Source organism: Streptomyces sp. col6, from assembly GCF_008042035.1.
Taxonomy (GTDB): domain Bacteria; phylum Actinomycetota; class Actinomycetes; order Streptomycetales; family Streptomycetaceae; genus Streptomyces.
The window spans coordinates 170,577-188,609 of record NZ_RDBL01000002.1; the positions used below are offsets into that span (position 1 = coordinate 170,577).

Annotated in this window: 14 protein-coding genes; 9 read left to right on the forward strand and 5 right to left on the reverse strand. The window is 73.1% G+C overall.

What is annotated here, in order from left to right:
- Positions 1–137: 137 nt before the first annotated feature.
- Positions 138–1,493: a GH1 family beta-glucosidase gene (locus EAO73_RS00870; protein WP_147969525.1), complete on the forward strand. Its 1,356-nt coding sequence runs from the start codon at positions 138–140 to the stop codon at positions 1,491–1,493.
- Positions 1,494–1,500: 7 nt separating this feature from the next.
- On the opposite strand, the gene EAO73_RS00875 is transcribed toward EAO73_RS00870, so the two are convergent.
- A complete protein-coding gene (locus EAO73_RS00875; RefSeq protein ID WP_147969526.1) occupies positions 1,501–2,457 on the reverse strand; it encodes a GNAT family N-acetyltransferase in 957 nt (318 codons plus the stop codon).
- Between the two features lie 175 nt (positions 2,458–2,632).
- Between EAO73_RS00875 and EAO73_RS00880 the strand changes: the two genes are divergently transcribed.
- Entirely contained in the window at positions 2,633–3,205 is a 573-nt protein-coding gene (locus EAO73_RS00880; protein ID WP_147969527.1) for a DUF1707 and FHA domain-containing protein, read from the forward strand.
- 8 nt (positions 3,206–3,213) lie between these two features.
- Here EAO73_RS00880 and lpdA read toward each other — a convergent pair whose 3' ends face one another.
- Positions 3,214–4,635, reverse strand: a complete 1,422-nt coding sequence (gene lpdA / locus EAO73_RS00885; RefSeq protein ID WP_147969528.1) for a dihydrolipoyl dehydrogenase — start codon at positions 4,633–4,635, stop codon at positions 3,214–3,216.
- Between the two features lie 88 nt (positions 4,636–4,723).
- On the opposite strand from lpdA, the gene EAO73_RS00890 reads away from it, so the two are divergent.
- Complete coding sequence (locus EAO73_RS00890) at positions 4,724–5,674, forward strand: LysR family transcriptional regulator (RefSeq protein WP_147969529.1); 951 nt, start codon at positions 4,724–4,726, stop codon at positions 5,672–5,674.
- Positions 5,675–5,723: 49 nt separating this feature from the next.
- Complete coding sequence (locus tag EAO73_RS00895) at positions 5,724–6,746, forward strand: cytochrome P450 (protein WP_147969530.1); 1,023 nt, start codon at positions 5,724–5,726, stop codon at positions 6,744–6,746.
- 4 nt (positions 6,747–6,750) lie between these two features.
- Here the strand turns inward: EAO73_RS00895 and treY are convergent, their stop codons facing one another.
- Together treY and glgX are read right to left on the reverse strand one after the other, a co-directional pair.
- Positions 6,751–9,117 (reverse strand): malto-oligosyltrehalose synthase, encoded by a 2,367-nt coding sequence (gene treY / locus EAO73_RS00900; protein ID WP_147969531.1) that lies wholly within the window; start codon positions 9,115–9,117, stop codon positions 6,751–6,753.
- A 91-nt stretch (positions 9,118–9,208) separates the two neighbouring features.
- The gene (gene glgX / locus EAO73_RS00905) at positions 9,209–11,371 is read right to left on the reverse strand and encodes a glycogen debranching protein GlgX (protein WP_147969532.1); all 2,163 of its coding nucleotides are present in this window, start codon (positions 11,369–11,371) and stop codon (positions 9,209–9,211) included.
- A gap of 366 nt (positions 11,372–11,737) precedes the next feature.
- On the opposite strand from glgX, the gene EAO73_RS00910 reads away from it, so the two are divergent.
- Together EAO73_RS00910 and EAO73_RS00915 are read left to right on the forward strand one after the other, a co-directional pair.
- Positions 11,738–12,970 (forward strand): SAV2148 family HEPN domain-containing protein, encoded by a 1,233-nt coding sequence (locus EAO73_RS00910; protein WP_147969533.1) that lies wholly within the window; start codon positions 11,738–11,740, stop codon positions 12,968–12,970.
- 66 nt (positions 12,971–13,036) lie between these two features.
- Positions 13,037–13,765: a 3'-5' exonuclease gene (locus tag EAO73_RS00915; RefSeq protein WP_147969534.1), complete on the forward strand. Its 729-nt coding sequence runs from the start codon at positions 13,037–13,039 to the stop codon at positions 13,763–13,765.
- 208 nt (positions 13,766–13,973) lie between these two features.
- Here EAO73_RS00915 and EAO73_RS00920 read toward each other — a convergent pair whose 3' ends face one another.
- Complete coding sequence (locus tag EAO73_RS00920) at positions 13,974–14,840, reverse strand: phosphotransferase enzyme family protein (protein WP_147969535.1); 867 nt, start codon at positions 14,838–14,840, stop codon at positions 13,974–13,976.
- Between the two features lie 125 nt (positions 14,841–14,965).
- Here EAO73_RS00920 and EAO73_RS00925 point away from each other — a divergent pair, with 125 nt between their 5' ends.
- From EAO73_RS00925 to EAO73_RS00935, 3 genes are read left to right on the forward strand one after another with little or no spacing between them, the layout of a single operon-like run.
- Positions 14,966–15,907 (forward strand): carbohydrate ABC transporter permease, encoded by a 942-nt coding sequence (locus EAO73_RS00925; protein ID WP_147969536.1) that lies wholly within the window; start codon positions 14,966–14,968, stop codon positions 15,905–15,907.
- Positions 15,904–16,743: a carbohydrate ABC transporter permease gene (locus EAO73_RS00930; protein WP_147969537.1), complete on the forward strand. Its 840-nt coding sequence runs from the start codon at positions 15,904–15,906 to the stop codon at positions 16,741–16,743. The genes EAO73_RS00925 and EAO73_RS00930 overlap by 4 nt, the downstream gene beginning before the upstream one ends.
- Positions 16,743–18,032 (forward strand): ABC transporter substrate-binding protein, encoded by a 1,290-nt coding sequence (locus tag EAO73_RS00935; RefSeq protein WP_147969538.1) that lies wholly within the window; start codon positions 16,743–16,745, stop codon positions 18,030–18,032. The genes EAO73_RS00930 and EAO73_RS00935 overlap by 1 nt, the downstream gene beginning before the upstream one ends.
- Position 18,033 lies beyond the last annotated feature (1 nt).

Here is an 18,033-nt window from a genome sequence, read left to right on the forward strand (position 1 = left end):
ATGGTCGGCACACGGTGCGATCTCCGGCCGATGACACTCTGGATCGAGTCCGACACCGGCCATTAAGGTCTGGAACTGATCACTGCCCTGTCGGGTTCTGTCCTACGCACTTCCTACGTACGGCTGTGGAGGCCGAGATGACCGTGCCGCCCTTCCCACCCGGATTCCTCTGGGGAGCCTCCTCCTCCGCCTTCCAGACCGAGGGCGCCGCCGACACCGACGGCAAGGGCCCCTCCGGCTGGGACGCCTTCGCCGCACAGCCCGGACGCATCAAGGACGGCACCGACACCAGCAGGGGCACCGGCTTCCACCGGCACTACCGCGAGGACGTCGCCCTGCTCGCCGGACTGGGCGCCGACGCCTTCCGCTTCTCGGTGAGCTGGCCGCGCGTCGTCCCCGGCGGCAGCGGACCGGTCAACCCGCAGGGGCTCGACTTCTACGACCGGCTCGTCGACGAACTCTGCGCCCACGGCATCACGCCCGCGCCCACCCTGTACCACTGGGACACCCCGCTCCCGCTGGACGAGGCCGGGGGCTGGCTCAACCGGGACACCGCCTACCGCTTCGCCGAGTACGCCGGCATCGTCGCCGAACGCCTCGCCGACCGCGTCCCCATGTGGATCACCGTCAACGAGCCCGCCGAGGTCACCCTGCTGGGCTACGCGCTCGGCGAGCACGCCCCCGGCCGCACCCTTCTCTTCGACGCGCTGCCCGCCGCCCACCACCAGCTCCTCGCCCACGGCCTGGCCGTACGGGCGCTGCGCGCGGCGGGCGCCGACAACATCGGCATCGCCGTATCGCACTCGCCGGTCTGGACGGCCGGCGAGTCCGACGAGGACCGCTTCGCCGCCGAGCTGTACGACGTCCTCACCAACCGGCTGTTCGCGGACCCGCTCCTGACCGGCCGCTACCCCGACGAGAACGTCGCCGCGCTGATGCCGGGCCCCGTCGAGGACGACCTGCGGACGATCTCCACCCGGCTCGACTGGTACGGCGTCAACTACTACAACCCGACCCTCGTCGGCGCCCCCACCCCCGACGCCCTCGACAGCTTCGCCGGCTTCGGCATGCCCGAGGGCCTGCCCTTCGGCATCCGCGAGATCGAGGGGTACGAGACGACCGACTTCGGCTGGCCCGTCGTCCCGGACGGCCTGCGCGAGACCCTCGTACAGCTGCGCGAGCGCTACGGCGAGCTGCTGCCGCCCGTCTACATCACGGAGAACGGCTGCGCGGTCGACGAGCCCGCCGAGGACACCCGCCGGATCGCCTTCCTCGACGGACACCTGGGGGCGCTGCGGGAGGCGATCGACGCGGGTGTCGACGTACGCGGCTACTTCACCTGGTCGCTCACCGACAACATCGAGTGGACCGAGGGGGCCAGCAAGCGCTTCGGTCTCGTCCACATCGACTACGAGACCCTGCGCCGCACCCCGAAGGACTCCTACGCCTGGTACCGGGACGTCATCAAGGCGCAGCGCACGAACGGTAACTGATGGACTGTCAGTCGTCCCACACCATGTCGAAGGAGCGCTCGAAGTTGATGTAGCCCAGCCGCGCGAACGCCTTCGCCATCGGTACGTTGCCGAGGTCCGTCGAGGCCCGGATGCGCGCCACGTCCTCCTGCACGGCCAGCACCCGGGTGCCCTCGGCGAGGATGTCGTCGATGTAGCCGTGGCCGCGGTGGGCGGGCAGCACACCGATGTACGCGACGATCGGGTTGTAGCTGTTGCGGGCCGGGACGACGAAGCCGACGGGCTCCCCGTCCGGGAGTTCGGCCACGCGCCACCACTCCCGGGGCGTCGAGTAGCCGGCCAGTTCCTCGTCGTAGTGCTTCTCGGCCGCCTCGCGCGGGGACAGCCCGGACGCCAGGTCCTGCTGCCCGTGGGCGTCGAGGGTGCCCTCCATCACCGGTGTCATCAGCGCGAGCAGGTCCTCGCGCCCGTCGGCCGGGCGGAACCGCAGCCGGCCGCTGTCGGCGGGCACGGGCGTGCCCGCGCGCCACTCCAGGCGCAGCCGCTCCACGAGCAGCCGGGCGCCGGTGCGCTCCATGACCCGGACGCGGGCCTCGACGGCCTCGCGGACGGCCGGGTCCTCGCGCCAGTCGGCCGGCACGTAGCGCCCGTACTCGGGGCGCGGCGCCCCGGCCGGTACGACGGCGGCGGTCGCCGTCTCGACGAGCCGCAGGCCCGCCTCCTCGCGCTCGGCGAGGGGCAGGGTGTCGTCGAGGTCGAAGAAGTCGAGCAGCAGCGGTGCCTCGCCGTCCCTGCTCCACCAGGCGATCCGCGCCACGACCCGGTCGCCGCGCAGTGCCACCCACATCCACTCGGGGCGCCGGCGGCCCGTGGCGAGGTCGTCCGCCAGTTCGTGGTCGAGGACGTAGGGAAGTTCGAGGAAGAGGTTCAGCTCCTCGGGGCCGCTGAGCGGACGGATGGACAGATCGAGCGGTGCGTCGGGCACTGAACTCCAAGGCCGTACGAGCACGCCACGGCGGTCACCGGGCGGCAGCGGCAGACCCTAGCAACGTTGCGGACGGACCGCTTCTGGTTATCCGGAGCGGTTCCGCGCAGGTCAGGAGGGGCGGAAAGCAGGGTTGTTCTGGACACTTCGGGGCGGTGGACCCGACAATTGGCGCGTGACGTCCCCGTTCGAGTTCCACACGCCCACCGCGCGCCTGTCCGACGCGCAGCGCGACCGTGTTCTCGGTGTGCTCAGGGAGGGCGCGGCCCAGGGCAAGCTCTCCCAGGACACCTTCATGCAGCGCATGGAAGTGGCGCTGACGACCAGCCGTCCCGAGGAGCTGGAAGCCCTCACCAGGGACCTGGAGCGCGAAGGCCGTTGGTCGCGGGGGCTGTTGCGCGTCGTGGGCGGTGTCTCCGGCTTCCCCGAGCGGGTCCGCCGGGCCTGGCGGGCGGAGCGGCTGCCGAAGCTGCTGCTGCCGGCCCCCAGCCCGAACCCCCTGCGCATCGGCCGTGACCCGGGCAACGGACTGCGGCTCAGCCACGAGACCGTCTCCCGGATGCACGCGGAGCTGACCGCGCACGGCGACCGCTGGCTGCTGCGCGACCTCGGCTCGACCAACGGCACCTGTGTCAACGGGCAGCGCGTCACCGGCACGGTCCCGGTGCGCGAGGGGGACCAGGTGAGCTTCGGCCGCATGATGTTCCGGCTGTCGGCGCCGGGCCCCGCGCTCCCGCCGCCGGCCTGACGTTCCGGTCACGCCTGCTGGTGGAGCCCTCGGCCCGCCAGCGTGAGGAAGGATTCGCCGACCGCCTCGGAGAGCGTCGGGTGCGGGTGGATGTGCTGGGCCACGTCGAAGGGTTCCGCGTCCCAGCCGACGATCAGCTGGGACTCGGCGATCATCTCCGAGACGTGCGGCCCGACCAGGTGCACCCCCAGCACGCGGCCGTCCCGTTCCGCGACCACCTTCACCATGCCGCCCTGCCCGTGCACCATCCCCTTGGCGACGGCGGTCAGCGGCATCGTGTTGACCACCACGTCGAACCCGGCGTCGCGCGCGGCGGCCTCCGAGAGCCCCACCGCCGCCGTCTGCGGCGCCGAGTACGTGACCCGGGGCACCGCGTCGTAGTCCACCGGCGCGGACCGCCGCCCCGCCAGGGTCTCCGCCACCAACAGCCCCTCCGCGAACGAGGCGTGGGCCAGCCCGAGGGACGGTGGCGGCAGCAGATCGCCCACCACGTGGATGCCGGGCACCGGCGTCTCCAGCCGCGACCAGTCGGCCGGTGCGACGAACCCCCGCTCGTCGGTGGCCAGTCCGGCGGCGGCCAGACCGAGCCCGTCCGTCACCGGGACCCGGCCCACGGCCACCAGCAGCCGCTGGGCCTCCACCGTCCGGGTCTCGCCGCGCGAGGTGCGGAGCGTCGCCCGGACCCCGTCGTCGAGCACCACCGCCTCCAGCAGCCGGGTCCCCGCCCGCACGTCGATGCCGCGCTTCTTCAGGCCCCGGGTCAGATGGCGCGACACGTCCGCGTCCTCCAGCGGCACCAGCCGGTCCGCCGCCTCCACCAAGGTCACCCGCGCCCCCATCGACCGATGCAGCGAGGCGTACTCCACCCCGATCGCCCCGCCGCCCAGCACCAGCACCGAATCCGGCAGACCGGGCGCGAACAGGGCGTCGTCACTGGTCACCACCCGCCGCCCGTCCGCCGTCAGGCCCGGCAGCATCCGGGGCCGCGACCCCGTCGCCAGCACGATCCCGCGCCGCGCGGTCACCTCCCCGTACCCCTCGACGCGCACGCCGCGCGGACCGGTCAACTCGGCGCTCCCCGCCACCACGTGCACGTTCGCATGCGCCAAGTGCGCCTCGACGCCACGGTGGTTGCGGGTGACGATGTCGTCGCGGGTGGCCACCAGCGCCGGCCAGTCCACCGACTCCAGGACCGCCTTCACGCCCCACCGCTCACGGGCCTCCGCGATGCCGTCGACGAGTTCGGCCGCGTGCAGCATCGCCTTGCTGGGGATGCAGCCCCGGTGCAGACAGGTCCCGCCGACCTTGTCGCGCTCCGCGAGGACCACGCTCAACCCCACCCCGGCCGCCCGCAGCGCCGTCGAGTAACCCCCGGTCCCGCCGCCGATGACGACGACATCCGCTTCCCCCACACGCTGTTCCTGTGTCATGGCTCCCACCCTCCGCCCCGTCCTTGCCATGAGTCCAAGGCAATGTTTGTGTGGGATCCATGCACGGAGCTCATGACAGGGGGATGCGATGAGCCTGCGGCAGATGGAGTACTTCCTCACGGTGGTCGAGGAGTCCTCCTTCACCCGGGCCGCCGAACACCTCCACGTCACCCAGCCCGCGCTCTCCCACCAGATCAAGGCCCTGGAACGAGCCGTCGGCGGCCCCCTGCTCGAACGGCTGCCGCGCGGCGTGCGGCTCACCGCCATGGGCCGCGCCTTCCTGCCCCACGCCGAACGCTCCGTACGCAGCGCCGCCCAGGCCCGCCGCGCCGCGCGCGCCGCCGCCGGAGCGCAGGGCGGCGAGCTGCACATCGCCACCGTCCACGCCATCGCCGTCGGCATCCTCCCCGAGGTCTTCGCCCGCTGGCGGACCGCCCACCCCGGCGTCGCCCTCGTCCTCCACGAGTACGCCACCACCGAGGCGCTGGAGGAACAGATCGAACGGGGCACCGCCGACCTCGCCGTCGGACCGCCGCCCGCCCACCGGCACGGCCCGGTCGTCCCCGTCGGCACGGAGGACATCGTCCTCGTCGTCCCCTTCGACGACCCCCTCGCGGGCCGGTCCTCGGTCCGGCTCCAGGAACTCGCCGACCGCTTCTGGGTCCGCTGCGCCATGGAACCGCTCGTGGACGGCGTCCCGTTCCTCGACCGCGCCTGCGCCCGCGCCGGCTTCGTGCCGCGTACGGCTGTACGCACCGAGCACACCTCGACGGCGGTACGGATGGCGGCGGCCGGGGTCGGCGTCGCCACCGCCCCCGCCCACGTCGTACGGGGAGCGGTCGGCGAGGACTGCGCCCTGCTCACGGTGGACCCGCCCTGGCGCCGCGAGCTCGCCGTCTTCTCCCGGGTCGCGCTGACCGGCGCCGCCGCCGCGTTCACGGAGCTGCTGGCCGACGTCCGGCGCACCGGCGGGACGCCCCCGGTGTCACCCGGACGGCCGCGCGCCGACTGCGACGAGTCCGTTCAGGTGATGCCCTGAGGGAGACCGCGCCGCGCACCGGCGCACCGACGCGACCCGGGGGAACGCCATGCAGTCCGACGCGCCCCGCGACATACCGGCCCCGACCACCTCGCCCGAACCCCGCGCCCTCGCCACCCGGTCCGCGCGCTCCCGCCGGACCGGCCCCAGCCTGCTGGCACGCGGCGCCGCCCGGGACCCGTACCGCTTCTACCGGATGCTGCGCGAGCAGTACCCGCTCAGCTACGACGCGCCCCTCGGCGCCTGGCTGATCAGCCGGTACGACGATGTGACCGCCGCCCTCGCCGACCCCCGGTTCACCGGCTTCCCGCACGACGGCGCGCCCCGGGGCGGGCCCGCGCCGCTCGGCCTCTGCCACGGCAGTCCGCGCTGCCTGCCCGCCGACCGGTACACCGTGGTGACCGGCACGGTCCCCGGCGGGCTCGCCGAGCGCGTGGAGCGCACCGCCTACGTGCTGGCCCGGCGCATCGCCCGCCGCCCCCGGGCCGACCTCGTCGAGGAGTTCTGCCGCTGGCTGCCCGCCGCGTCCGGCGCGGACCCGGACGACGGGGAGGGCGTGGGCGCCCCCGCCGTCACGGACAGCCCCTGCCTCCGGGACACCGCCCTGCGCCGGACCGCGCTCGCCTCGCTCCTCGCCAACCTGCTGGACGAACCCGACCTGCTGGCCGCCCTGCGCGTCGAACCCGCGCTCACCGGCCGGGCCTGGACGGAGTCGCTGCGCCGCGACCCGCCGGTCCAGGTCGTCCTGCGCCGCACGGTCGCCGAGGTCACCCTCAGCGGCGGCACCCTGCCCGCGCGGGCGCCCGTCGCGTGCCTCGTCGGGGCCGCCGCCCGCGACCCCGGGCGTTTCGCCGCCCCCGACGCGTTCGACCCATTCCGCCCCGACCAGGACCGCGCCCTCACCGGGCCGCCCGGCTGCCCCGCTGTGGCGCTCAGCCGCCTGGAGGCCGAACGAGGGCTGCGGGCCCTGCTCGACGCGATGCCCCGCCTCCGCTGGGACGAGGGCTTCCGCCCGGCCGCCACGGGCCTGCTGACGAGGGGCCCGCGCTCCCTCCTCGTCCGGCCGGGCTGAGCCCTCAGCCCCGTACCAGCAACGCCACCGGACGGTCCGCGAACAGGTCCGCCACTGCCGCCGTGCCGCCCGTGAACTCGCGGCCCGGCGTGAGGAGATCCCGCCACACCCCGTCGTCCGGCAGGGCCAGCCGGGTCCCGCGCCAGCCGCCCGACTCCGCGAGCCGCAGCGACAGCCGGGTCACCGCCGTGACGACCTCCCCGGACCGGCAGAACGCCACACAGTGCGCCGCCGCCGGGCCCGATGCGCGCAGCGGGGCGTACGTCCCCGACTCGCCGAACACCGCGGGCCGCTCCCGCCGCAGCCGCAGCGCCGCCGCCGTCAGCTCCGCCTTCTCGTCGGCGGGCGCGTCCGGCGACGGCTCCCGGAACGGCCGCCGGTTGTCCGGGTCGACCAGCGCCGGATACGCGCGCTCGGTGCCCTGGTAGAGGTCCGGCACCCCGGGCATCGTCAGGTGCACCAGCGCCGCACCCAGGGACTGCGCCCGCACATGGGTGGCGAGCGTGGCGGCGAACTCCTCGACGAGCGACCGGACGGGCCCGGTGTCCGCGGCCGGCCCGGCGGCGACGAAGTCCGACGCCACCCGCTCGTACACCGGGTCGGGCTCCGTCCAGCTCGTGAACAGGCCCGACTCGCGCACCGCCTTCAGCAGCGCGGGCTCCAGCCGCGCCGCTCGCTCCTCCGCCGGAATCCCGGCGCAGCCGACCGCCGTCTGCCATGCCTGCCAGGCCAGCTGCGGATCGGGCGCCGGCTGGGCGGACCGGGCGAGCCCCGCCACCAGACCCGCCCACCGGCCGGGGCACTGCGACAGCACCGCGATGCCCGCCCGCACATCGGCGCTGCGCTTGGTGTCATGCGTCGTCAGGGCGGTACCGGTGGCGGGCCAGTCCCGGGCGAGCCGGGTGCAGAAGGCGTGGAAGTCCTCCGGCTCGACCGCGGGGTGCCCCGGGTCGCCGCCCACCTCGTTGGCCGAGATCAGCGGCAGATAGCGGTAGTACGCGGTGTCCTCGACGGCCTTCGCCCGCAGCGCGGACGACGTCTGGGCGAACCGGGCGCAGAACGCCGCCCGGTCCGTGCCGCCACCGAGCCGCCCCAGCGCCAGGTCCCGCACCACGTCGACGGCCGCGGCCTCCTCCCGTACCGCGAAGACCGCCTTGGCGTCGCTCACCGTCGTCGCGTCGAGCGTCGCCTCGGCCGCCTCGGAGCAGGGGCCGCCCGCCGTCACGTACGGACGGTAGACGGGGACGCGGACCAGCAGCTCGCGCACGGCGGTGCGCAGCGCCCAGGGGGCGTGGTCGCGCAGGGCGGGGTCCCCGGCGCAGATCCGGGAGGCCAGCCGGGTCAGCAGCGCGGTCTCCGCCGCCAGTTCATGGGTGACGACGCGGTACGCGGCCCGGCGCACGGTCGCCGTCCAGTAGCCGCCCCGGTCGCCGGCCGGGGACGCGGCCTCGCGGTAGTGGCCCAGCAGCTCGGCTGCGCCCTGCGGGTCGGTGAAGAGGCCGTCGACGCGGTACAGCGCGTCGTACCCCGTGGTCCCGGCCACCGCCCAGCCGGCCGGCAGCTGCTCGGAGCCGGTGAGGATCTTCTCCACCACCGTCCACACCCCGCCGCTCTCCTCGGAGAGACGGGACAGATAGCCGGCCGGGTCCGCGAGCCCGTCCGGGTGGTCGATCCGCAGCCCGTCCACGACGCCGTCCCGGACCAGTTCGAGGATCTTGCCGTGGGTGGCGGCGAAGACCTCCGGGTCCTCCACCCGCACCCCGATCAGGTCCGAGATGGTGAAGAACCGCCGGTAGTTCAGCTCGGTGCGGGCCAGCCGCCACCAGCCGAGCCGGTAGTGCTGGGCGTCCAGCAGCTCCGGCAGCGGGAGGTGGGCGGTACCGGCCCGGAGCGGGAACTCCTGCTCGCCGTAGCGCAGCACCTCGCCATCGACCCGCATGTGTTCCGTCTCGTCGCCGATCCGGCCGCCCAGCACCGGCAGCAGTATCCGGCCGTCACCGGCGGCCCAGTCGATGTCGAACCAGCGGGCGTACGGGGACTCCGGGCCCTCGCGCAGCACCTCGCGCAGGGCGTGGTTGTGGCGGGGGTCGGCCGCCATGTGGTTGGGCACGATGTCCAGGACCAGGCCGAGCCCGTGCTCCCGCGCGGTGCGCGCCAGCCGCCGCAGCCCCTCCTCGCCGCCCAGCTCGGCCCGGACCCGGCCGTGGTCGGTGACGTCGTAGCCGTGCCGGGATCCCGGTACGGCTTCCAGGACGGGTGACAGGTGCAGATGGGAGACGCCGAGCGAGGCGAGGTACGGCACGGCGTCCTCGGCGGCCGAGAACGGGAACTCCGGCTGGAGCTGGAGCCGGTAGGTGGCGGTAGGCGTCATGGGAACCTTCGTACCCACATCCGGGCCGCCTGTGTCACCCCGCCGGGCACAAGGCCACGACGGGGTGACACGGGCGGCGCCGCCGACCCGGTCAGGCGGGCCGTTGCAGCACGACCATGCTGCGGCCCACCAGCGTCACCCGGTCGCCCGCCGCCACCTTGGGCCCCGCGCCGGTCAGGACCCCGGCCGGGCGGGCGGTGTCCACGACCGCGTGCCACTGCCGCCCGTGGTTGACGGGCACGGCGAACTCCAGGGTCTCGGCGCTCGCGTTGAACATCAGCAGGAACGAGTCGTCGGAGATCCGCTCCCCGCGCGGGCCCGGCTCCGAGATGGCGTGCCCGTTCAGGAACACCGTCAGGGCCTTGGCGTGGGCGGCCTGCCAGTCCCGCTGGGTCATCTCCTGGCCCTCGGGGGTGAACCAGGCGATGTCGGAGAGCTCGTCGTGCGTGCCCTCCACCGGGCGGCCGTGGAAGAACCTGCGGCGGCGGAAGACCGGGTGGTCGCGGCGCAGCCACACCATCGCCCGGGTGAACTCCAGCAGGCTCATGTCACCGGCCCCGTCGTCCGGCTCCTCCTCCTCGCCGTCGGCGCCGACCGCGGCGGCGGGCTCCGGCCAGTGGACCCAGGACAGTTCGTTGTCCTGGCAGTAGGCGTTGTTGTTGCCCTGCTGGGTGCGGCCGAACTCGTCGCCGTGGCTGAGCATCGGCACGCCCTGCGACAGCATCAGGGTGGCGATGAAGTTGCGCATCTGACGCTCGCGCAGCTCCAGCACCTCGGTCTCGTCCGTCTCGCCCTCGGCGCCGCAGTTCCAGGACCGGTTGTGGCTCTCGCCGTCCCGGTTGCCCTCGCCGTTGGCCTCGTTGTGCTTGTCGTTGTACGAGACGAGGTCGTGCAGGGTGAAGCCGTCGTGGCAGGTGGTGAAGTTGATCGAGGCGAGCGGGCGCCGCCCGTCGTCCTGGTACAGGTCCGACGAGCCGGTCAGCCGCCCGGCGAACTCGGCCAGCGTCCGCGGTTCGCCCCGCCACAGGTCGCGGACCGTGTCGCGGTACTTGCCGTTCCACTCGGTCCACAGCGGCGGGAAGTTCCCCACCTGGTAGCCGCCCTCGCCCACGTCCCACGGTTCGGCGATCAGCTTCACCTGGCTGACCACCGGGTCCTGCTGCACCAGGTCGAAGAACGACGACAACCGGTCCACCTCGTGGAACTGGCGGGCCAGCGTGGCCGCCAGGTCGAAGCGGAAGCCGTCCACATGCATCTCGGTCACCCAGTACCGCAGCGAGTCCATGATCATCTGGAGCACGTGCGGCGAGCGCATCAGCAGGGAGTTCCCCGTGCCCGTGGTGTCCATGTAGTAGCGCTGGTCGTCGGTCAGCCGGTAGTACGAGGCGTTGTCCAGCCCCCGGAAGGACAGCGTCGGCCCCAGGTGGTTGCCCTCGGCGGTGTGGTTGTAGACCACGTCGAGGATGACCTCGATGCCCGCCTGGTGCAGGGCGCGCACGGCCTGCTTGAACTCCAGCACCTGCTCGCCCCGGTCGCCCCAGGAGGCGTAGGCGTTGTGCGGGGCGAAGAAGCCGATGGTGTTGTAGCCCCAGTAGTTGGCGAGGCCCGCGTCCGCCAGCCGGTGGTCCTGGACGAACTGGTGCACCGGCATCAGCTCGATGGCCGTCACGCCCAGCTCCGTCAGATGGGCGATGATCTCCGGGTGCGCGAGCCCGGCGTACGTGCCGCGCAGCTCCTTGGGCAGCCCCGGATGGAGCATCGTCAGGCCCTTCACATGGGCCTCGTAGATCACCGTGCGGTGGTAGTCCGTACGCGGGCGCCGGTCGTCGCCCCAGTCGAAGTACGGGTTCACCACGACCGAGGACATCGTGTGCGGCGCGGAGTCGAGGTCGTTGCGCGCGTCCGGCTTCCCGAAGGGGTAGCCGTACACCTCCTCGCCCCAGCCGATCTGCCCGGACACCGCCCGCGCGTAGGGGTCCAGGAGCAGCTTGGCGGAGTTGCACCGGATGCCCCGCTGCGGTTCGTACGGGCCGTGCACCCGGAATCCGTAGCGCTGACCGGGCATCACCCCCGGCAGATACGCGTGCCGGACGAAGGCATCGGTCTCTCTCAGCTCCACCGCCGTCTCGGAACCGTCGTCGTGCAGCAGGCACAACTCGATTCGGTGGGCGGCCTCCGAGAAGACCGCGAAGTTGGTCCCGGCGCCGTCGTACGTGGCACCGAGCGGGTACGCCTGTCCCGGCCACACCTGCATGGATTCGACTCTTCCAGTTCTGCCGCGGTCGCCTGGGGAAAATGCGGACCCGCCTGGGCCCTGGGCCAGATCTTCCCCGAAAGTGAGCCCCTTACCTAGGACGTCGGCCGGTCGGTCAACCTCGTGCCTCTCCGTGTCGCCCGGAACCGGCCGCCCTCCGGCCCCTCGCCCCCTCTGTCCGGTTCGCGCCCCTTGCTGGGGTGTTTAATCCCTATGAATCAGCTCACTCCCGACGAACTCACCGACTGGAACAGGTTTGATTCCATGGGGAGTTGGTAAAGGAGCCTGCGCATCCGGCTGCACCGGCTCCCGCTCCCGGAGTACCCTTCCTTGATCGTTGGTGGGGGAGTGGAAGGCGGTGCGTGGGTGAGCTCGGGAGGGTTCGAGCTGCCCCCGGGTGACGCGGGTCACGAGGGGGACGTGGCCGAGGTCCCGCCCGGGGCGGTCTCGCTGGCGCAGCCCCTGGAGATCGGCGCGGAACTGGACTGGGACGCCGACGCCTGGAGCGAGGTGCGCACCCGCGCCCAGCGGGCCGGGCGCGCCTATATCTGGCTGAATCTCGTCGAACAGCGGCTGCGTGCCGTGGTCGCGGCGGTGCTCCGGCCGATCTACGAACCCGTGCACGGCGAGGACTGGGTGGTGGCCGCCGCAGGGCCCGCCGGCCAGGAGTGGGTGCAGCGCGCCGTCGCCGTGCGCGAGGTCTCCCGCCGCAAGGGCTATCTGCTCGACCCGGCCGACGACAACGTCCTCAGCTTCCTCACGCTGCCCCAGTTGCGCGAGCTGATGGTCCAGCACTGGCCCTGCTTCGAGCCGTACTTCGACGACCGCCGTGATGTCGAACTGGCGCTCGACGAGCTGGAGGTCGCGCGCAACGTCGTCTCCCGCAACCGCGCGCTCAACGAGGCGGTGCTCGCCCAGGCCGAGCGCGCCTCCGCCCGGCTCCTGGAGATGCTGGGCAGCGGGGCGGCGGTGCCCTCCTCCGACCGGCTCCCGGTCGACGCCGTGGAGGAGCTGGTCGGCGACCGGTACGCGGACGTGGTCTCCGTCCACTCCGACCGGGTACGCCTCCAGCGCCAGCTGCCCGCCGAGGACCTCTTCGGCGACGCGCGCCGGCTGGACGCGATCGGGATAGGGCTCAACCTGCTGGTGCAGAACTTCTCCGGACGCCGGCTCATCCGGCTCGCCGAGTCCGGCTGCCGCATCCGGCTGCTCTTCATCAACCCGGCCAGCAGCGCCGTGAAGCGCCGGGAGCGGGAGCTGGGCCTCAAGAAGGGCGAGCTGAGCCGGTCCGTGGAGATGAACATCCTGCACATGCGGCGGGTGCGCTCCAAGCTCCGCGACCCGGGCGCCTTCGAGATCCACGTCTTCGACGAGACCCCGCGCTTCACGGCCTACCTGGTGGACGGCGACGGGGCCGACGCGGTGGGCGTCGTGCAGACCTATCTGCGCCGGGCGCGCGGCATGGAGGCGCCGGTGCTGGTGCTGCGCGGCGGCGGGCGTGCGGTGGTCCGGGCCGGGCAGGGGTACGAGCACGGGCTGTTCGAGACCTACCGCGAGGAGTTCGAGTCCGTGTGGACGGACTCCCGGCCGGTCTCCTGACGGCGTTGTCAGTGGCCCGTGCGAGGGTGGTCGTCATCCGGGGGAGCACCACGAAGGAGGTACGGGATGAGCTGGCACCGGCACGCGCTGGTCGGCTTCGATCTGGAGACGACGGGGACGGATCCGCAGGAGGCCCGGATCGTGACGGCCGCGGTGATCGCCGTGGACGGCCGGGACGGCGAGCCGACGGCCCGGCACACCTGGCTGGCCGACCCGGGCATCCGCATCCCCGCCCAGGCCTCCGCGATCCACGGCATCAGCAGCGAGCGGGCGGCGGCCGAGGGCCGGCCGGCCCGTGAGGTGGCCGACGAGATCGCCGACACGCTGGCCGGCTACTGGCGCCGGGGCGTCCCGGTCGTCGCGTACAACGCGGCCTTCGACCTGACCCTGCTCACGGCCGAGTTGCGCCGCCACGGACTGCCCTCGCTCGATGACCGGCTCGACGGCGTGCCCCTCGGCCCCGTCATCGACCCGTACACCATCGACCGGGCCGTCGACCGCTACCGCAAGGGCAAGCGGAACCTGGAGGCGGTCTGCGTCGAGTACGGCGTGGTCCACGGCGGCGCGCACGACGCGGGGGCGGACGCGCTGGCCGCGGTCCGGGTGGCGTACGCGATAGCCGCCCGCCACCGCACGGTGGCCGAACTCCCGGCGCCTGCCCTGCACGAGCGCCAGATCGCCTGGTACGCGGAGTGGGCGGCGGACTTCCAGGCCTTCCTCCGCCGCAAGGGCACCCCGGACGCGGTGGTCGACGGCCAGTGGCCGGTGCGGGAGCCGGTGCGTACGACCGCCTGAAGCCGGGCGTCACGCCCGTCGGCGTGTGTCCTCAATCGCCGGACGGGCTTGATGGGGCCGTCCTCACAGCGAGGTCAGCCGCGCGTCGGCCAATCGCTGGATGAGCTTGGAACCCCGCTGCGGGAAGATCACGGGCGGCGGCAAAATCAAGCCCGTCCGGCGATTGAGGACAACACGTGGGACCGGTGCGCCGGACTCCCGAGCCGGCTCAGAACGGATACCACCGCACAGACGCGTCCCCGTCCCGCAACGACGCCACCCGGCGCCGGAACTCCGCAAGGGCCCGCCCGTTCACGGGCGCATGCTGCGCCACCCACGCACAGCTCGCCGTCTCCCGCGCCCCCCGCAGCACCCCGCAGCCGTCCCATGCGCGCACGTCCCACCCGTACGCCTCGGTGAACGCGTCATAGGCCTCGGGCGCCAGGCCGTACCGGTCGCGGGACAGGGCGAGGACCACCAGATCGTGCTCGCGCAGGTCCGAGGAGAAGGTCTCCAGGTCCACCAGGACCGGGCCGTCCGGCCCGACATGGACGTTGCGCGCCAGCGCGTCGCCGTGGATCGGTCCCGGCGGCAGATGCGGGACCAGCGCCGCTGCCGCCGCCGCGAAGCCGTCGCGCCGCTCACGCAGATACGCCGCGTCGGCCGGGTCGATCGCGTCGCCCGCCAGCCGCAGCCAGCGCTCCACGCCACCCAGCAGCTCCCGGCGCGGCAGCGCGAAGCCCTCCGGCGCGGGCAGCGCGTGCACGGCGCCGAGCAGCGGGGCGAGATCGCGCGGCTCGGCGGGCCGCACCGCCTCCGGCAGCCGGTGCCACACGGTCACCGGATGGCCCTCGACCAGCCGGGCCCCGTCCTCGGCCGCCCGTACGGCGGGGACCCCGGACGCCGCGAGCCACCGTGCGACGGCCACCTCGCGCTCGGCCCGCTCCAGCAGTTCCGGGTGGCGCACGGCGTCCCGGCCGACCTTGACGACGAGGTCCCCGACCGTGAACACCGCGTTCTCGCCGAGCGCGATCAGCTCCGCCCCGCCGGGGAACCCGGCGGCGCCCAGCACCTCGCGCGCTTCCATCTCGTTCATGGCCCGATTTTCGCATCCGTGCAGGTTGCCTTGACGAACCGGCGGTCCGTCAGCACGATGACGGAGGCCACCTGAGCGGCCAGAACGGCAACAAGCCGGTCGATTCACGCAAAGGGGGCATACGTATGACATTGGCGAGTGCGACCACGCGGTCCGGGCGGCACGGACCGCCCGGGAAGCGCACCGACGGGCGGCTGGACCGGGGCGCCGGCACCTGGTTCCTGGTCCTCCCCGCTCTCCTCCCCATCCTGGTCCTGAGCGTCGGCCCGCTGCTCTACGGCATCGCGCTGGCCTTCACCGACGCCCAGTCCGGCCGCACCCGCGCCACCCAGTGGACCGGCACGCTGAACTTCCAGGACCTGCTGCACGACGGGCTGTTCTGGGAGTCGTTCCGGATCGGCCTGGTGTGGGCGGTCGGCGTCACCGTCCCGCAGTTCGTGCTCGCCCTCGGCCTCGCGCTGCTGCTCAACGAGAACCTGCGGATGCGCTGGCTGACCCGCGCCCTGGCGATCATCCCGTGGGCGATGCCCGAGGTCGTCGTCGGCATCATGTGGCGCCTCGTCTACAACCCGGACGCCGGCATCCTCAACGAGACCATCCGCGACCTGGGGCTCGGGGACGGCCGGGACTGGCTGACCGGGCTCGCCACCGCGCTGCCGGCGGTGATCGTCGTCGGCGTCTGGTCCGGGATGCCGCAGACCACGGTCGCCCTGCTGGCCGGGCTCCAGAACACCCCGCACGAACTGCACGAGGCCGCCGCGCTGGACGGGGCGGGCGCCTGGCGCCGGTTCAGGACGGTGACCTGGCCCGCCATCAGACCGGTCGCCCTCTCCATCACCGCGCTCAACTTCATCTGGAACTTCAACTCCTTCGCCCTGGTCTACGTGCTGACCAACGGCGGTCCCGGCGGCCGCACCCGGCTGCCGATGCTCTTCGCGTACGAGGAGGCCTTCCGCTACGGACAGTTCGGCTACGCCGCCGCGATGGGCTGTGTGATGGTCGCGGTGATCTCCGTGATCCTCGCCGTGTATCTCGCCGGCCGGATCCGGGGAGGCGAGGACCGATGAGCATGCGTACCCGACGATCCGTGCGCGCGGGACAGTACGTGGCGCTGCTGTGCTACCTGGTCTTCCTGGCGTTCCCGTTCCTGTGGCTGATCTCCACCACCTTCAAGCCGGCGCCCGAGCTGGGTTCCCTGCACCCGACCTGGATCCCGCGGCACCCCACGCTGGACAACTTCCGGCAGGCGTTCGACGAGCAACCGCTGCTGCGGGCCGCGGCCAACTCGCTGATCGCCGCGCTCTCGGCAGGGCTGATCGCCGTCCTCATCGCGACCCCGATGGCCTATGTGATGGCCCGCCACCGCACCCGGCTCGCCACGGCGGCCACCGGCTGGGTCGTGGTCAGCCAGGCGTTCCCCTTCGTGCTGCTGATCATCCCGCTGTTCCTGGTCCTGAAGAACCTGCACCTGATCAACACCCTCTGGGGACTGATCATGGTCTACGTGGTGTGGGCCCTGCCCTTCGCGCTGTGGATGCTCGTCGGCTACGTACGGGCGGTTCCGGCCGAGCTGGAGGAGGCGGCGGCGGTCGACGGGGCGGGCCGGCTGCGGACGCTGGTCTCGGTCACCGCTCCGCTGCTGGCCCCCGGCGTCGTCGCCACGGCCCTGTTCGCCTTCATCACCGCGTGGAACGAGTTCTTCTTCGCCCTCGTCCTCCTCAAGACCCCGGAGAAGCAGACCTTGCCGGTCGTACTGACGCACTTCCTCGGCGCGGAGGGCGCCAGCGACCTCGGGCCGCTCGCCGCCGCCGCGTTCCTCGCCACCCTCCCCTCGCTCGTCCTGTTCGCCGTGATCCAGCGGCGGATCACCGGCGGCATGCTGGCCGGGGCGGTGAAGAACTGATGCGCGCGCTGGTACGTACGGCTGCCGCGGCGGCCACCGCCCTGGCCCTGCTGCTCACCGGCTGCGGCGGGGGCGACGGCGGTCCGGACGGGAGGATCACGCTCCGGTTCCAGTCGCTGGCCTGGCAGAAGGAGTCCGTCGACATCAACAAGCAGCTGGTGAAGGAGTGGAACGCGGCCCACCCCGACATCCGGGTCGAGTACGTCCAGGGCAGCTGGGACAGCGTCCACGACCAGCTGCTCACCTCCTTCGAGGGCGGCGAGGCGCCCGACATCATCCACGACGCCTCCGACGACCTCGCCGACTTCGCGTACGGGGGCTACCTCGCCGACCTGCGCCCGCTCCTGCCGAAGGGGCTGACCGACGGCATCCCCCGCACCAGCTGGGACACGGCCACCTTCGACGGCGGCGTCTACGGCGTGCCGTTCCTCCAGGAGCCCCGGGTCCTGATCGCCAACACCAGGATCCTGACGGCGTCGGGGGTCCGTATCCCGACCCCCGGGAAGCCGTGGAGCTGGGCGGAGTTCCGGCAGGTGACCAAGAAGCTGACGGGCAAGGGCCGCTACGGGGTCGCCTGGCCGCTCAAGGAGCCGGTCTCCGTCACCCTCAACCTCGGCCTCTCGGCGGGCGGGCAGCTCTTCCACCGGGGCGCCGACGGCAAGGTGACCGTCGCGATGGGGGAGGGCGACCAGGTGGCCCCCGGCACCATCCACGACCAGGTCAACACCGACCACAGCGCCGCCCGCACCTCGCTCGGCATGGGCGGCGGCGACACCCTGCCCGGCTTCTTCGGCGGCAAGTACGCGATGGTGCCGCTCGGGTTCTCGTACCGCCAGCAGGTCGTCGAGCAGGCGCCGAAGGGGTTCGAGTGGACGGTGCTGCCCGCGCCGGCGGGCCGGGACGGACTGGCCCAGGGGGTGAGCCCGCAGACCCTGTCCGTCGCCGAGGACAGCCCGCACAAGAAGGAGGCGGTCCGGTTCATCGACTTTCTGCTGCGGCCCGCCAACATGGTGCGGCTGGCCAAGGGGGACTGGATGCTGCCGACCGGCACCGAGGCGCTGGCCGACCCCTCGCTGCACACCGCGGACCGGGGCTGGGCGACCGGCGCCGCGCTCGCCGGGTCGCTGCGCCCCGCCCCGGCCCAGTCCGTGCGCGGCTACCCCGAGTGGAAGGACAAGGTGGCGACCCCCGCGCTCCAGGAGTACTACAGCGGCGCGATCGACGCCGCGGAGCTGAGGAAGCGGCTGGTGACCGACGGCAACCGGGTCCTGGCCCGCTACCAGCGCTGAA

Excerpts from the sequence above, each read along its gene's own strand:
- EAO73_RS00870 (WP_147969525.1), top strand. The coding sequence starts at position 138 with ATGACCGTGCCGCCCTTCCCACCCGGATTCCTCTGGGGAGCCTCCTCC.
- lpdA (WP_147969528.1), bottom strand. The coding sequence starts at position 4,635 with ATGACACAGGAACAGCGTGTGGGGGAAGCGGATGTCGTCGTCATCGGC.
- EAO73_RS00890 (WP_147969529.1), top strand. The coding sequence starts at position 4,724 with ATGAGCCTGCGGCAGATGGAGTACTTCCTCACGGTGGTCGAGGAGTCC.
- EAO73_RS00895 (WP_147969530.1), top strand. The coding sequence starts at position 5,724 with ATGCAGTCCGACGCGCCCCGCGACATACCGGCCCCGACCACCTCGCCC.
- treY (WP_147969531.1), bottom strand. The coding sequence starts at position 9,117 with ATGACGCCTACCGCCACCTACCGGCTCCAGCTCCAGCCGGAGTTCCCG.
- glgX (WP_147969532.1), bottom strand. The coding sequence starts at position 11,371 with ATGCAGGTGTGGCCGGGACAGGCGTACCCGCTCGGTGCCACGTACGAC.
- EAO73_RS00915 (WP_147969534.1), top strand. The coding sequence starts at position 13,037 with ATGAGCTGGCACCGGCACGCGCTGGTCGGCTTCGATCTGGAGACGACG.
- EAO73_RS00920 (WP_147969535.1), bottom strand. The coding sequence starts at position 14,840 with ATGAACGAGATGGAAGCGCGCGAGGTGCTGGGCGCCGCCGGGTTCCCC.
- EAO73_RS00925 (WP_147969536.1), top strand. The coding sequence starts at position 14,966 with ATGACATTGGCGAGTGCGACCACGCGGTCCGGGCGGCACGGACCGCCC.
- EAO73_RS00930 (WP_147969537.1), top strand. The coding sequence starts at position 15,904 with ATGAGCATGCGTACCCGACGATCCGTGCGCGCGGGACAGTACGTGGCG.
- EAO73_RS00935 (WP_147969538.1), top strand. The coding sequence starts at position 16,743 with ATGCGCGCGCTGGTACGTACGGCTGCCGCGGCGGCCACCGCCCTGGCC.